Origin of the sequence: Streptomyces sp. SID8352, from assembly GCF_009862265.1 — a bacterium.
Lineage (GTDB): Bacteria > Actinomycetota > Actinomycetes > Streptomycetales > Streptomycetaceae > Streptomyces.
In genome coordinates this window covers 145,846-159,029 of sequence record NZ_WWGX01000006.1, presented here as the reverse complement: position 1 = coordinate 159,029, position 13,184 = coordinate 145,846, and the positions used below count along the sequence as shown (strand labels likewise).

General features: G+C 75.2%; 13 protein-coding genes. 6 read left to right on the top strand and 7 right to left on the bottom strand.

What is annotated here, in order from left to right; translation table 11 throughout:
- Nucleotides 1–86: 86 nt before the first annotated feature.
- Nucleotides 87–1,115 (top strand): glutathione S-transferase C-terminal domain-containing protein, encoded by a 1,029-nt coding sequence (locus GTY84_RS01825; protein WP_161224229.1) that lies wholly within the window; start codon nt 87–89, stop codon nt 1,113–1,115.
- Between the two features lie 40 nt (nt 1,116–1,155).
- Nucleotides 1,156–1,455, top strand: coding sequence for a DUF4235 domain-containing protein (locus GTY84_RS01820; RefSeq protein WP_161224228.1), 300 nt, complete (start codon nt 1,156–1,158; stop codon nt 1,453–1,455).
- 125 nt (nt 1,456–1,580) lie between these two features.
- Here GTY84_RS01820 and GTY84_RS01815 read toward each other — a convergent pair whose 3' ends face one another.
- Nucleotides 1,581–1,976, bottom strand: a complete 396-nt coding sequence (locus GTY84_RS01815) for a VOC family protein (protein WP_161224227.1) — start codon at nt 1,974–1,976, stop codon at nt 1,581–1,583.
- Between the two features lie 311 nt (nt 1,977–2,287).
- Here GTY84_RS01815 and GTY84_RS01810 point away from each other — a divergent pair, with 311 nt between their 5' ends.
- The gene (locus GTY84_RS01810; protein WP_161224226.1) at nt 2,288–3,319 is read left to right on the top strand and encodes a 7-epi-alpha-eudesmol synthase; all 1,032 of its coding nucleotides are present in this window, start codon (nt 2,288–2,290) and stop codon (nt 3,317–3,319) included.
- Nucleotides 3,320–3,685: 366 nt separating this feature from the next.
- Here GTY84_RS01810 and GTY84_RS01805 read toward each other — a convergent pair whose 3' ends face one another.
- The 5 genes from GTY84_RS01805 to GTY84_RS01785 are packed head-to-tail and all read right to left on the bottom strand — an operon-like array spanning nt 3,686 to nt 8,117.
- Entirely contained in the window at nt 3,686–4,927 is a 1,242-nt protein-coding gene (locus tag GTY84_RS01805; protein ID WP_161224225.1) for a cytochrome P450, read from the bottom strand.
- The gene (locus GTY84_RS01800; protein ID WP_161224224.1) at nt 4,924–5,529 is read right to left on the bottom strand and encodes an ATP/GTP-binding protein; all 606 of its coding nucleotides are present in this window, start codon (nt 5,527–5,529) and stop codon (nt 4,924–4,926) included. Before GTY84_RS01800 ends, GTY84_RS01805 begins: the two co-directional genes overlap by 4 nt.
- The gene (locus GTY84_RS01795) at nt 5,510–5,881 is read right to left on the bottom strand and encodes a DUF742 domain-containing protein (protein WP_161224223.1); all 372 of its coding nucleotides are present in this window, start codon (nt 5,879–5,881) and stop codon (nt 5,510–5,512) included. The genes GTY84_RS01800 and GTY84_RS01795 overlap by 20 nt, the downstream gene beginning before the upstream one ends.
- A complete protein-coding gene (locus GTY84_RS01790; RefSeq protein WP_161224222.1) occupies nt 5,878–6,291 on the bottom strand; it encodes a roadblock/LC7 domain-containing protein in 414 nt (137 codons plus the stop codon). The genes GTY84_RS01795 and GTY84_RS01790 overlap by 4 nt, the downstream gene beginning before the upstream one ends.
- A 5-nt stretch (nt 6,292–6,296) precedes the next feature.
- Nucleotides 6,297–8,117 (bottom strand): ATP-binding protein, encoded by a 1,821-nt coding sequence (locus GTY84_RS01785; RefSeq protein ID WP_161224221.1) that lies wholly within the window; start codon nt 8,115–8,117, stop codon nt 6,297–6,299.
- A gap of 361 nt (nt 8,118–8,478) precedes the next feature.
- On the opposite strand from GTY84_RS01785, the gene GTY84_RS01780 reads away from it, so the two are divergent.
- Complete coding sequence (locus tag GTY84_RS01780) at nt 8,479–8,865, top strand: anti-sigma factor antagonist (protein WP_161224220.1); 387 nt, start codon at nt 8,479–8,481, stop codon at nt 8,863–8,865.
- Nucleotides 8,866–9,113: 248 nt separating this feature from the next.
- On the top strand, nt 9,114–9,665 hold the full coding sequence (locus GTY84_RS01775) for a VanZ family protein (RefSeq protein ID WP_161224219.1): 552 nt from the start codon (nt 9,114–9,116) through the stop codon (nt 9,663–9,665).
- Between the two features lie 701 nt (nt 9,666–10,366).
- On the opposite strand, the gene GTY84_RS01770 is transcribed toward GTY84_RS01775, so the two are convergent.
- Nucleotides 10,367–10,603: a hypothetical protein gene (locus GTY84_RS01770; RefSeq protein ID WP_161224218.1), complete on the bottom strand. Its 237-nt coding sequence runs from the start codon at nt 10,601–10,603 to the stop codon at nt 10,367–10,369.
- 192 nt (nt 10,604–10,795) lie between these two features.
- On the opposite strand from GTY84_RS01770, the gene GTY84_RS01765 reads away from it, so the two are divergent.
- The gene (locus tag GTY84_RS01765; protein ID WP_161224217.1) at nt 10,796–11,836 is read left to right on the top strand and encodes a PHP domain-containing protein; all 1,041 of its coding nucleotides are present in this window, start codon (nt 10,796–10,798) and stop codon (nt 11,834–11,836) included.
- Nucleotides 11,837–13,184: the final 1,348 nt, after the last annotated feature.

Genomic DNA, 13,184 nt, shown 5'->3' with positions numbered 1-13,184 from the left:
GCGGGTCCGTCCGGACGCGTCCGTGCCGGTGGCCGAAAAAGGGGAACGCGTCCTCCAGGAGTGACGGACGACAGGGAGGCGGCCCCATGAGCGGCGGTGACGGGCGGGCGCCCGGCAACAGCGCGTACGGCAGGAAGGCGTTCAAGCGGTCCCGCAGCCACTTCGCGGACCGGATCACCGCGGACGGCCGGGACGGCTGGCCGGTGGAGGCGGGGCGCTACCGCCTGGTGGTCAGCCGTGCCTGTCCGTGGGCGAGCCGCTCCCTGGTGTCGCGGCGGCTGCTGGGGCTGGAGGACGCCCTCTCGCTGGCGGTCGCGGACCCGATCCAGGACGACCGGAGCTGGCGCTTCACCCTGGACCCGGACGGCCGCGACCCGGTGCTCGGCATCCGCTACCTCAGCGAGGCCTACGACCGGCGGGAGACCGGGTATCCCGGCGGGGTGAGCGTGCCGGCCGTCGTGGACGTGCCCAGCGGAGCGCTGGTGACCAACGACTACCAGCGGATCACCCTGGACCTCGCGACCGAGTGGACGGCCCTGCACCGGCCCGGCGCCCCCGACCTGTATCCGCACGCCCTGCGCGACGAGATCGACGAGGTCATGGACGGCGTCTACGAGGACGTCAACAACGGGGTGTACCGGGCGGGCTTCGCCACCGGCCAGGAGGAGTACGAGGCGGCCTGCGAGGGCGTCTTCCGGCGCCTCGATCTGCTGGAGCCCCGGCTGGCGCGGCAGCGCTACCTCGTCGGGGAGAGCATCACCGAGGCGGACATCCGGCTGTTCACCACGCTGGTGCGATTCGACGCCGTCTACCACGGCCACTTCAAGTGCAACCGCTGGAAGCTGGCGGAGAACCCGGTGCTGTGGGCGTACGTCCGCGATCTGTTCCAGACGCCCGGATTCGGGGACACGGTCGACTTCGACCACATCAAGCGCCACTACTACCGGGTGCACACGGGCATCAACCCGACCGGCATCGTGCCCGTCGGCCCCGACCGGTCCGGCTGGCTCACCCCGCACCACCGGGAGGAACTGGGCGGCCGTCCCTTCGGCGACGGCACGCCGCCGGGCCCGGTGCCGGCCGGCGAGGAGATTCCGGCGGCCGGCCGGCCGTGACCGGTCCGGCCCGCCGCCGAACGACGGTAAGGAGACACACGTGGGCACGGCGAAGCAGAAACTCCCCCTCGTCTACCAGCCGCTGGGATTCGCCCTGAGCTGGGCGGGCGGCGCGCTGGCGGGGCTGGCCTTCCGGCGGACCTGGAAGCTGCTCCGGCACGAGGACCACGCGCCCGGCCCGCTGGACGAGGACCGGGGCTGGGGCGAGGTCCTGGTGGCCGCCGCGGTGCAGGGCGCGATCTTCGCGGTGGTGCGCAGCGCCGTGGACCGCGCCGGCGCCAAGGCGATCCGGCGGTCCACGGGCAGTTGGCCGACGAAGGACCGCGGCGGAGAGGAGTGACCCGGCTCCCGTCGGGCGGCCGTCGGCGGCACGGCCCGCCCCGGTCGCCCGCCCCGGTCGCCCGCCCCGGCGCCCCGCCCGCCCCGGCGGCCGGGCGGGGCGCCGGGGCGGGCCGGGCTCCGGGCTCAGCCCTGCTTGGGAGCCGCCGGGACGGCGGAGCGGCGCAGGGTGAAGGGGTGGCCCGCCGGGTCGCTGAAGCCGCGCTCCTCGTGGGGGCCCGGTCCGTCCTTGGCCTCCACCGGCCGCCCGCCCAGGCCGACGATGCCGCGCTCCGCCTCGTCCAGGTCCGTGACCACGAACTCCAGGTGCGTCTGGAGGGAGTTCTCGGGGCGGGGCCAGCTCGGCGGGGTGGCGTTGACGTCCCGCCGGAAGGCCATCCGGAAGCCGTCCGCCCCCCTGATCTCGACGCGGTTGGGGCTCACCCCGGTCTCCCGGGCGCCCAGCAGCTCCGTGTAGAACGCGGCGAGCGCCTCGGGGTCCGCGCAGTCGAGCACCACGACGCCCGCGTCCACCAGTGCCATGTCTCCTCCGAAGGGTCCGGGTCCGGGCGTCGGCGTCCCGGTCCTCTCCCCCTGCGGATATCCCGGCTCGCCGGTTTCACACGGTCACGGCGAGTGACGCAAAGCGAGGGAGTGTACGCGGCTCCTGAGGTGCCGTCAGTAACGGAGATCACGAAAGTGACTCGTGTAGATCGTTTCCGGCCTGGGCAGTCTGCTACCGCCTCCCGGTCCCCTGACCATGGACCGGGGCGCGGTTCGAGTGTGCGGGCGGCCGGGCGGCCGTCCGCTCGCAGGGCGGGGGGACTCTGCGTTCGTCTCCCGGAAGGAAGCACATGCCTCAGGACGTCCTGTTCGACATACCGTTCGACACCCCGGTCAGCCCGCATCTGGAGTACGCGCGGGAGCGCCATCTGCGGTGGGTGTGGGAGCGGGGACTGGTGCGCAGCGAGGCCGGTTTCGAGGAGTACCGGTCCTGGGACCTCTCCGAGGCCGCCGCGCGCACGTATCCGCACGCGTCGGCGGACGACATGGTCGTTCTCATGAACTGGTTCTCCCTCGCCTTCCTCTTCGACGACCAGTTCGACGCCGGGCGCCCGGACCGCGCCGAGCGGATAGCCGAGGTGGCCCGGGAGCTGATCGCCACACCGCTGCGCCCGGCGGGGACGCCGCCCCGGGTGGTCTGCCCGATCACGCTGGCCTGGGTGGAGGTCTGGGCGGGGCTCGCGGAAGGCATGTCGCTGACCTGGCAGACCCGGTTCGCGGCCTCCTGGGGCCGGTTCCTGGTGGCGCACTGCGAGGAGGTGGATCTCGCGGCGCGGGGCCTGGAGGGGACGCTGGGGCTCGCCGCCTACACCGGGTTCCGCCGCCGCACGGTGGGCATCCACCACAGCATCGACGCGGGTGAGCGCAGCCGCCGCTTCGAGGTGCCGCCCGCGGCGATGGCGCACCCGCTGATGGAGCGGATGCGGGACCTGGCCGCGGACACCATCGGCTTCATGAACGACATCCACTCCTTCGAGCGCGAGCGGCGCCGGGGCGACGGCCACAACCTGATCGCCGTGCTGCACCGGGAGCTGGGCTGCTCCTGGCAGGAGGCCGCGGAGGAGGCGTACCGCATGACGGCGGGGTGCCTCGACGAGTACATGGAGCTGGAGGCCCGGGTGCCGGTGATGTGCGAAGAGCTGGGTCTCGACGCGGGGCAGCGGGAGCGGGTGTGGATGGGGGTGGAGGCCATCCGGGGCTGGATCAACGGCAATTACGAGTGGGCGCTGACCACCGGCCGCTACGCGGCTGCCAAGGAGGGGCCGGTCGCGACGGCGGAGCTGGCCGGGCGGGGGTCGGTGGACGACCTGCTGACGGTCTGACACCGGCGCCGTGCGGCCGCGCCCGGGGGGCGCCGCCGCACCTCGGCCGGAGGGCGGCCCCGAGTCCTGCGCGGCCGTGCCCGGACGGTTCCGACCGCCGTCCGGGCGCCCGTCCCGCGACCGCCTCGCGAGCGGGCGCCGCGCCTCGGGCCTCGGGCCTCGGGTGATCCGGCTCGGCTGACGGGCTCGGCCGACCGGGCTGGAGGGCCCCGCGCCCGGCCACCCCGCGAGCGGCCCGCCGGAGCGGGAGCGGGAGGGAGACGGGCGGGCGCGGAAGGGGCCGACGCGGAGCGCCGCCGGGGTGACGGCGACGGCACGCGCACCGGCCCCGGCGGACTCCCCGCGCGGACCGGAGGGGGAAGGACCCTAGACCGGGAACTCGACCGGGAGGCGGTCCAGCCGCGACTCCCAGGTGGAGGCGGTGGAGGTGAGGTCGGCCGGGGGGACGGCCAGCCGCAGGCCGGGCAGGCGGTGCAGCAGGACGTCGACACCGGTCTCGATGATGGCCTGGCCGATGTTCTGCCCGGGGCACTCGTGGGGCCCCGCGCTGAAGGCCAGGTGCGAGGAGTTGCCCTGGAGGGCCGCGGAGGCGTCGGGGCGGACCTCGGGGTCATGGTTGCCGGGGGCCAGGCCGAGGACGAGCAGGTCGCCCTCCTGGATGCGCCGGCCGCCCAGTTCCAGGTCACCGGTGGCGAACCGGCCGGGCATGACGGCCAGTGGCGGCGAGTCCCACATGACCTCCGCCACCACACCCGTGACGTTCAGCTCCCCGCTGATCAGACCGGAGAGCCGGTCGGTGTCGGTGAGGACCAGTTGCAGCACCCGGGCCAGCACGTTGCTGGTGGTGGTGTGGGCGGCGATCAGCACCAGGCGCAGATGGCTGACGACCTCGTCGGCGTCGAGCCCGGCGGGGTGCTGGATCAGCGCGGTGGTGAAGTCGGGCCCCGGCTCGGCGCGCTTGCGCTCGGCCAGGTCGCCGAGGATGCGCACGATCCGGTCGTTGTGCTCGACGGCGTCCTCGCCGCCGCGCAGTACCTGCGCGCTGGACTCGACCAGACGGCGGCCCTCGGCCGCGGGCAGGCCCAGGATGCGGGTGAGCACGAGCATCGGCAGGTACTCGGTGTACTGGGCGACGAGATCGGCGCGGCCGGTGGCGGCGAAGGCGTCGATCTGCCGGTTGGCGAAGTGGGTGGCGTGGCGCCGCACCCCGCGCCCGGTCGCGGCGAGCAGCCCGTCGGTGACGGCGCCGCGCAGCCTGCGATGGGGTTCGCCGTCCTGCGAGACGCAGTCGGGGCGCCAGGCCAGCATCGGCACCAGCGGCGAGGTGTCCGCGATGCGGCCCTCCCGCCAGTCCCGCCAGATCCGGGCGTCCCGGCTGAACTGGCGGGGGTTGTCCAGCACCCGCCGGTTCTCCCGGTAGCCGAGCACCAGCCAGGCGGGTACGTCGCCCTCCAGCCGGATCGGCGCGACGGCTCCGTGCTCCTTGCGCAGCCGGGCGTAGACCTCGTACGGGTCGGTCGCCACGTCGGGTCCGTAGAGCCGGAAGGCCGCCTCACCGTGCGCGACGGGGCAGCCGCCGGGCGCGGGCTGCGCGTTCTGCTCGTTCATCGGGTCTCCAGGGCGACGGCCGAGCGGTCCTTCAGATGCTTGATCAGGGCGACCAGCACATCGCGGCTGGCGGCCCGGTCACGGGCGTCGAAGGAGACGACGGGGGTGTGGGGGGAGATGTCCAGGGCATCGCGGATCTCGTCCACCGGGTACTCCTGGGAGTCGGGGAAGACGTTGAGCGCTATCACGAAGGGCACCTTCTGCCGCTCCATCTCCTCGATGGCCCGGAAGCTGGAGGCCAGCCGCCGGGTGTCCACCAGGACGATGGCGCCGAGGGCACCCTTGAACAGGCCGTTCCACAGGAACCAGAAGCGCTCCTGGCCCGGGGTGCCGAACAGGTAGAGCATCAGCGAGTCGTTGAGACCGATCTTGCCGAAGTCGAGGCTGACGGTGGTCTGCGTCTTGTCGGCGACGCCGATCAGCCGGTCGTCGCCGGCGCTGGCCTGGGTGAGGGTCTCCTCCGTGGTCAACGGCCGGATGTCGCTGACCGAGCGGACCATGGTCGTCTTCCCCGTTCCGAAGCCGCCGGCGATCATCACTTTCACCGAACGGGTCGCCCCGGACGCCGGCTGCCCGGGGCGGTCAAAGCCTTTGAAGTCCACTGAGTACCTCCTCAAGGAGCGCGAGGTCGGGCCCGCGTCCGGCGTCGTGGGCCGGGATGGGGTCACGGGCTTCCACACGGCCCGCCTGGAGCAGGTCGGACAGCAGCACCGCGAGAATGTTGAACGGCAGTTGGAGGTGCGCGCCGAGCTCGGCCACCGACAGCGGTTCGCGGCAGCGGCGGAGGATCTCCTCGTGCTCGTGCTGCATGCCCGGTAAAGCGGCGGCGCGGGCGACCACCAGGGTCGCCACGTCGAGGGTGGAGGCCGCACCGCCCGGTCCGCTGCGTCCTCCGGTGAGGACGTAGTAACGCTCGAGACCGGACGGGTCGGACGGTCGGCGGGGGTCGTTCATCCAGAGTGCTCGTCGAGGCGCGGCGTGGTGCCGAGCAGTTCGCCCATGCGCCGGGCCAGGTCGCGCATCTGGTGGCCGAGCAGGCCCTGGTCGAGGCCCTCCCGGGCGAGCACGCCCAGATAGGTCTCGACGCCAGCGCGGACGACGAAGAGGTGACCGCCGTCGACCTCGATCATCGCCAGCCGCAGTTGCCCCGCGTGCTGGGGGAACTGCTCCGCGACCGGCTGGGCCAGTGCCTGCAGTCCCGCCACCACGGCGGCGAAGCGGTCCACGTCGTCGGGGTCCTCGGCGCCGTAGGCGGTGATGGCCTTGCCGTCGCTGGAGGCCACGAGCGCGAAGCGGATCTCCTGGATGCTCTCCACAAGGTCGCGGAGCGCCCAGCTCACGTCGGTTCCCTGGTGCGTCGTCATGGGGACTAGTCGCCTTCTTCAGTGCGGTGCTCGGTGGAGGGGCCACCGGTGGTCGGGTCGCGGTCGTCGCCGGCCCAGGGCGTCGTGGAGGGGCCTGCCGCCCCGCCGGGCTCGCGCCCCGCGGTGGCGAAGGCGGCGAGACCGGCGAAGGAGGCGTCCGGCGGCACGGCGGGGACGGCCGGCCTGCGGCTCTCCCCGGCCGGGCGGCCGGTCCCGTTGCCGGTGTCCTGCTCCGCGCGCCTGCTGCGGCGGCGGGGCAGTCCGCCCGGGGTGGTCTCCCCGGCCTCCCCGGCGGTGGCCGGGGCGGATTCCGGGGCGGCCTGGGCCTGAGCGGCCGGTGCCTGCTGGACGGGGACGGCGGCGGGCCGCGCGGGCGGCACCGCCGGGATCTCCGTCGCGGCCAGGGCGGCGGCGACCGCCGGGCTCTCGGTGGCGGCCGGGGCGGTGGCCGAGGACGCCAGCGGACTGAAGTACTTGTGTGGTACGACGACCACCACGGAGGTGCCGAGCCAGGGCGAGTCGGCGAAGGTGACGCGGATGCCGTAGCGGCGGGCGAGGATGCCGACCACCCGCAGACCGATGTTGGCGTCCTCGGAGATGCCGCCGAGGCCCGCGCCGGGCGAGGTGCCCGCGAGGGCGTGCTCGGCCTCGCGCTTCTTCTCCTCGCTCAGGCCCTTGCCGGAGTCCTGGATCTCGATGCCGACGCCGTTGGGCACCTCCTTGCCGGAGACGATCACCGGCTCGGTCGGCGGCGAGTAGCGGGCCGCGTTGTCCAGGAGATGGGCGAAGATCAGCGTGAGGTGGTCCACCAGACCGCCGTCGACGCCGAGTTCGGGCAGGTGCCGGAGCTGGACGCGGTGGAAGTCCTTGATGCGGCCGATACCGCCGCGCGCCACGCTGAGCAGCCGCTGCGGCTCCTGCCACTGACGGCCGGGCCGGTCCGAGCCGCCGAGCACGCCGATGCTGGCGGCGAGGCAGTCGGCGGGGCCGATGGCCTGGTCGAGTTCCATCAGTCCCTGGGCGACGGCGGGCAGCCGGCCGTGCTCGCCCTGCATCTCGTGCAGTCGGCCGCGCAGCTTGCTGGTGAGGACGTGGATGCGGTTGCCGACGCCGATGACGGCCTGTTCGGCGGAGGTGGAGCGGTCGAGTTCGGCCTCGATGCCGATGAGCGCCGTCCTCAGGACCCTGCGCAGTCCGGCCTGGAGTTCGGCGCCGACCCCTGCGCTGTGCTCCAGCAGGGGCAGGATGTCGTCGATCGCGTCGCCCTCGCGCAGCTGCCGCATGGCCTCGGGCAGTTGTTCGTCGGCGAGCCGGGACACGGCGGCGAGCTGCCGGTTCAGCTGCTCCTGCCACGCCTCGGCCTGCTCGGCGAGCCGGGCCTCGTAGGCCGCGGACTGCTCGGTCAGCCGCTCCTCGCAGGTGCGGGTGTGCTGGGCGAGCTGGTTCTCATGGGTCTGCGCGCGCTCGGCGAGCCGGCTCTCCAGGGTCTCGGTCCGCTCGGCGAGCTGGGCCTCCAGGGCGGCGCGCTCGGCGGCGAACGTGCGTTCCAGGCCGGAGACGTGCTGCTGCCACTGCTGGGCGTGCTCGGCCTGGCCGGAGCGGTGCCCGTCCTCGACCCGGCTGAGCTGGGCGCGGGTGCGGAGCAGCAGGCGCACGCAGAGCGCCCCGGCCACCGTGACCGCGGCACCCGCGACGGCGGTGGTTATCCGTTCCGCGCTCATGAACGTGGCGGCGACCGTCCCGCCTCCCATACCCAGTGGCATGAGCCACCAGCTGTACCAGGCGACAGGGGGCCGCGCCGCCGATGGCGGAGTGGCGAGTTCCATGTGCATCCTTCGAAGCGAACGATCGGACGGGGGTGTGAACGGATTCGCACTCATGAGTACGCGCCGCGGATCGGCCCGGCAAGGCCGTACCAACTCGCGGCGCCTTCCCGGAGCTTATCGGTTGCACAGTCGAAAAGATCAAATGCGGGGTCCGGGACAAGTAAGTATCCCGTCACTCTGGGTCGCCCCGGCCGGGCCCCCTCGGGACCGGCCGTGAGAGTTCGGTGACACATGCCGCCCGACCATGCTCAAATTCTGTGCTTCGGGGGTAACTTGCTGAAGCGGAAAGGGTGTTGGGGCCTCTTCGGGGTGCCCGCGACCCGCTGTCCGCGACGGGTCACCGGCTGGAGGCGATGGCGCAGTGCGGCAGGATTCCGTGTCGCTCACCCGGCATTTGACGGTCTGCCGTGACGGCGGACACATCGTGCTGGCGCTGCGCGGCGAGATCGACATTTCGACCGCGACCGAAATAGGTCCGTACCTGGACCGGGAGACGGGGCGCCCCGGCGCGCTCGTCGTGATCGATCTCGGCGGCGTCGAGTTCTTCGACTGCTCCGGGCTGCGGCTGCTCTACCGGGCCCGCCGCCGGGTGCTGGACCGGGGCGGCCGGGTGGCGCTGGTGTGCGCGCACCCGCTGACGCTGCGCATGCTGCGGATCACCGGGCTGACACGGCTGCTGCCCCCGCTGCCCACCCGCCGGGACGCCCTCGACGCGCTCGGAACGGAGGACGGCCGCCCGGCGCGCTGAGCGGCACCGGCCGCCCGGCGACCGGGATGTCCGGCCGCCTCACGGGCCTCCGGCCGACCGTCGGGTGAACGGTCCCGTTCGCGACCGCGACTCCTCCGCGCTCCGTACCGGTCGCGCCGGCCCGGACCGTGGGGACGGGTGCGGGTGGCATCCGGGGCGGGGTACGGCACGGGCGTGCGGCATCCCGGGCGGTTCGCGGGGTAACCGCCTCCTCACGCGGGGAAGCCGACGACCGGAGGACCGATCCCATGGCTCGTGCCGTCTCACGCTCCCTCTCTCTGCCGCATCCCCTGCGCGCCCGCCGCGCCCGGGCCGCCGCCCCGGCATCGCACGCCGGACGGCGCCCGCTGCCGCTGCCGCTGCGCCTGCTGGCCATGGTGTGCGCGCTCGCCTTCATGGTGGCGTTCGCCGTGGTGCTGGCGCAGTTGACGCTGCGGCCCTCCCCCGCCTCGGAGGCGCTGACGCACACCAATCTGCGTCCGGGCGCCTCCCTGCGGGCCTATCTGGACCGGCCCGCACTGCGGGACGCCGTCAAGCAGATCGGCGGCAACCTGCTGCTGGGGGTGCCGTTCGGGGTGCTGATGCCCGTCGTGGCGCCCCGGACCCGGGGCACGCTGCGGGTCCTGCTGCTGACCACCGGGGTGATGCTGCTGGTGGAGTGCGCCCAGGGGGTGCTGATCACCGGGCGCGCCTTCGACATCGACGACGTGATCCTCAACAGCGCCGGGGCGCTGCTCGGCTATCTGCTCCTCGGACGGCGGATGAGCCGGGCGGTGCACGCGCGGCGGGTCCGCCGGTGAGGAGGGGCGCGGGCCCCGGGCGGACGGCGCCCGCCGGGCGTCGGCGCCCGGGGAGCACGCCCGGCACCGGGCCGGACGGGAACCGGCCCGGGTCCCGCACCCCGGGCACCGGGCCCGTCACCGCGGTGCGGGACCCGCCCGCGCGGTACGGGCCTCCGGCCGGTACGCGGCGGGCACGGCGAACGCGCCGGGCACCGGCCCGGAGCGCTCCGGCGCGCGGGTGGCACGGCTCCGGCGGACGAGCGGGGCACGGCCCGGCCCCCGGTCCGCTCCGGCCGCGCCCGGCGGCGGTGCGTTCCGGGCCGTCCGGGCGGGGAACCGGTGGACGAGGAGGCGCGGACGGCGGAGGAGGGGCCGACGCGGAGCGTCGGCGGGTGGCGGCGCGGCGCCTCGGACCCGTGCGCCGGTGCCCCGCGCCCCCGGGCGCACTCCGAAGGTGCGGGAGTGGGGTCTGTCCGACCATGGCCGTCGTCGCCCGCAGGGCCGCGCGGCGTCAGGTGCGTGCTGTCAGCGCGCCGGCCCCGGGACTTCGTACGGGACCGTACTCGGGGCTGGGGCCAGTGCGGCGGGAGTGCGTGCATGGCGCCGCGCGGCGGGCGGCGGGCGGCGAGCGGCGGGCGGCGGGCGGCGAGCGGCGGGCGGCGAGCGGCGGGCGGCGGGCGGCGGGCGGCGGGCGGCGGGCGGGAATCGTCGGACCGGCCTCAGCGCGGCGTCCAGGTGAACTTGTCGCCGCCGACCCAGCGGACCACGGCCGGGTCGTCGAGGTCGTGGACCCTGATCCCGAACGCCGCCGCGGCCTCCAGGACGTCGATCACGGTCCTGGCCTCGCCGACCACCTCTCCGTCGATCTCCACGATCCGGAACGGCGGTGTGCCCGGCTGCACCCCGAGCACGAGAATCCGCGGACTGTTGATGTGCGGGCTCGCGATTTCGGTCATGCATCGAGGGTAGGCCGCGACCCCCGCCCCCGGCCCGGCGAATGTCCTCCGGGGGCCGGTGCCGGCGACGCGGGGCTCACCCGGGTACCCGTGGGCCGGACCGTCGGTCCGGGCCGTCCGCTTCCGGGCCGCCGTGCGGCGGACCGGACCCTGGGGAACCCTGGAGGGGCCGACAGCGAGGAGGAGGCGCCGATGGACCCCGTCGAGGCGCTGGAGCGGATCGCCTTCCTGCTGGAGCGGTCGCAGGCGCCGACGTACCGCGTCAAGGCGTTCCGCACCGCCGCCCGGGTGCTGGCGGCCCTGCCCGAGGGCGAGCTGCGGCGCCGGGCGCAGGGCGGGCAACTGGAGGCGCTGCGGGGCGTCGGCCCCAAGACGGCGCGGGTGGCGCACGAGGCCCTGGAAGGGCGGGTCCCCGACTATCTGGAGCGGCTGCGCGGGGAGACCGCCGGCCCGCTCGCGGAGGGCGGCGGGGAACTGCGGGCGCTGCTGCGCGGCGACTGCCACCTGCACTCCGACTGGTCCGACGGAGGAAGTCCGATCGAGGAGATGGGACGCACCGCGGCGGCGCTGGGGCACGAGTGGGCGGCGCTGACCGACCACTCGCCCCGGCTGACGGTGGCCCGCGGGCTGTCGCCCGAGCGGCTCCGCGAGCAGTTGGACGTGGTGGCGCGGCTGAACGAGGCCTGGGCGCCGTTCCGGCTGCTGACCGGCATCGAGTGCGACATCCTCGACGACGGTTCGCTCGACCAGGAGCCCGGGCTGCTGGACCGGCTCGACGTGGTCGTCGTCTCCGTCCACTCCAAGCTGCGGATGGACGCGGCGGCGATGACCCGCCGCATGGTGGCGGCCGTACGCGATCCGCACGCGGACGTCCTCGGGCACTGCACCGGGCGGCTGCTGTCGGGGCGGGAGCGGCCGGAGTCGCGGTTCGACGCGGACGCCGTGTTCGCGGCCTGCGCGGAGTCGGGCACCGCCGTGGAGATCAACAGCAGGCCCGAGCGGCTGGACCCGCCCCGGCGGCTGCTGCGCAGGGCGGTGGCGGCGGGGGTGCTGTTCTCCGTCGACACCGACGCGCACGCGCCGGGCCAGCTGGACTGGCAGTCGCTGGGGTGTGCCCGGGCCGAGGAGTGCGGCGTCCCCGCCGAGCGGGTGGTGACCACCTGGACGGCACCGGAGCTGCTCGCCTGGACGCGCGAGGGGCGGCTTCCGACGCGGGTGGCGGCGGGCGGCTGATCCGGGGCCGCTCCCCCGCCCGGCACCCCGCGCCGCGCCGTCCCCGGCCGTCCCCGGCCGTCCGGCGCCGGTCGGGGCACGCGGGGGCTGATGGGTGCGCCGGGGCGCGCCGTCCGCCGGGCCGTGGGGCCGTCACGCGGCGCCCCGGCCGGGCGGCCGCCCGTCGGTCGCGACCGGGAAGGGCCGACGCCCCACCGCCGGGCACCCTCACCCGCGCGGCCGTGGAGCCGTACGCCGACCGGCCCGCCTGCCCGCCGTCCCGCCGGGCAGAGGTGCGCCGACGCGGGTCCCCGGCCGGGGGCGGCAGACCGTTGGAGCACCGGTGCTCGCGACGGAGCCGAGCGAACCGCCGCTCCGGGCCGCGCACCCGGCCGTCGCCACCACCGCCGGCACTCGCCTCCGTCGCGGGCGCCGGGAACGAACCGTGACCACGACCGGGGCCGGGGCCGGGTCGGGGCCCTGACCCGGCCGGCTTCGTGGCGGGGCCGGACCGGTCCGTGCCGGCGCACCGCGCCGCCGGAAGCCGCCTGGCCACCGGCCGGATGTGGTGAAACAGGGCGAGTGACGCCTATCACCGCGAAACATGGCAGAAGGTGGAACACCGGCCGACGCCGCACCGTTGAACAGGACGTGGGCGCGGAGGGAACTGTGACCTCGGGCCACATCTTCCGCCCACGGGGACGATCGTTCGGCTGAAGCCCCGTGGAGCCCCCCGCCGAGAGGCGACCGCCCTTCGCGTCCACCCGAAGACCGCCCCGGCCGTGATCCCCCCGTCCGGCCGGGGCTCTCCCCCGAGCCCCCGCCCCGCCGGGGGCTTCTTCCTGCCCCGCCGCGTGCACTACGTCCCGCGCCGCCGATACGGGCGGCGGGAAGAGGGAACGCCCGACAGGGGCCTGCCCGGTTGCCGGCCCGTGGCGCCGTCCTCGCCCGCGAGGGGCCGTCGCGGGCAGGCGCGGGGCGGCACACACCCGCCGGGCGGCGTCCCGCCGGTGCCGCCGGGCGCGAGCCGGGACCACTGGGACGCACATCGTCGGGCGCCCGACGGAGCCTTCGGAGTCCGGTCCGGGACACACGTGTGCGGCAAGAGGTGCGCGCATACCGGGGCACCAAGGCGCAGCCGGGTCCCCGCGGGAGCGGGGCGTCAACGCCCCGCGACGCCCGTGGGGACTCCCGCCGGACGCTCAGCCGGGGGACTCGTCGGGGACCGGGTGCCCGGGGCGCACGGCGTCGGACCGCGGCGCCCCCCGGCGGCCGGTGCCCGCCTCGTCGGTGTCGGGAACGTCGTCCGCCGGGTCCGTCCCGTCCTCCGCGCGGCTCCGGCCGCGCTCCGCGCCGGAACTCCCACGGT

What these genes read in the sequence shown, in the direction of transcription:
- GTY84_RS01785 (WP_161224221.1), bottom strand. Translation starts at nt 8,117, where the DNA reads ATGGAACTCGCCACTCCGCCATCGGCGGCGCGGCCCCCTGTCGCCTGG.
- GTY84_RS01765 (WP_161224217.1), top strand. Translation starts at nt 10,796, where the DNA reads ATGGACCCCGTCGAGGCGCTGGAGCGGATCGCCTTCCTGCTGGAGCGG.
- GTY84_RS01825 (WP_161224229.1), top strand. Translation starts at nt 87, where the DNA reads ATGAGCGGCGGTGACGGGCGGGCGCCCGGCAACAGCGCGTACGGCAGG.
- GTY84_RS01815 (WP_161224227.1), bottom strand. Translation starts at nt 1,976, where the DNA reads ATGGCACTGGTGGACGCGGGCGTCGTGGTGCTCGACTGCGCGGACCCC.
- GTY84_RS01805 (WP_161224225.1), bottom strand. Translation starts at nt 4,927, where the DNA reads ATGAACGAGCAGAACGCGCAGCCCGCGCCCGGCGGCTGCCCCGTCGCG.
- GTY84_RS01775 (WP_161224219.1), top strand. Translation starts at nt 9,114, where the DNA reads ATGGCTCGTGCCGTCTCACGCTCCCTCTCTCTGCCGCATCCCCTGCGC.
- GTY84_RS01790 (WP_161224222.1), bottom strand. Translation starts at nt 6,291, where the DNA reads ATGACGACGCACCAGGGAACCGACGTGAGCTGGGCGCTCCGCGACCTT.
- GTY84_RS01770 (WP_161224218.1), bottom strand. Translation starts at nt 10,603, where the DNA reads ATGACCGAAATCGCGAGCCCGCACATCAACAGTCCGCGGATTCTCGTG.
- GTY84_RS01795 (WP_161224223.1), bottom strand. Translation starts at nt 5,881, where the DNA reads ATGAACGACCCCCGCCGACCGTCCGACCCGTCCGGTCTCGAGCGTTAC.
- GTY84_RS01810 (WP_161224226.1), top strand. Translation starts at nt 2,288, where the DNA reads ATGCCTCAGGACGTCCTGTTCGACATACCGTTCGACACCCCGGTCAGC.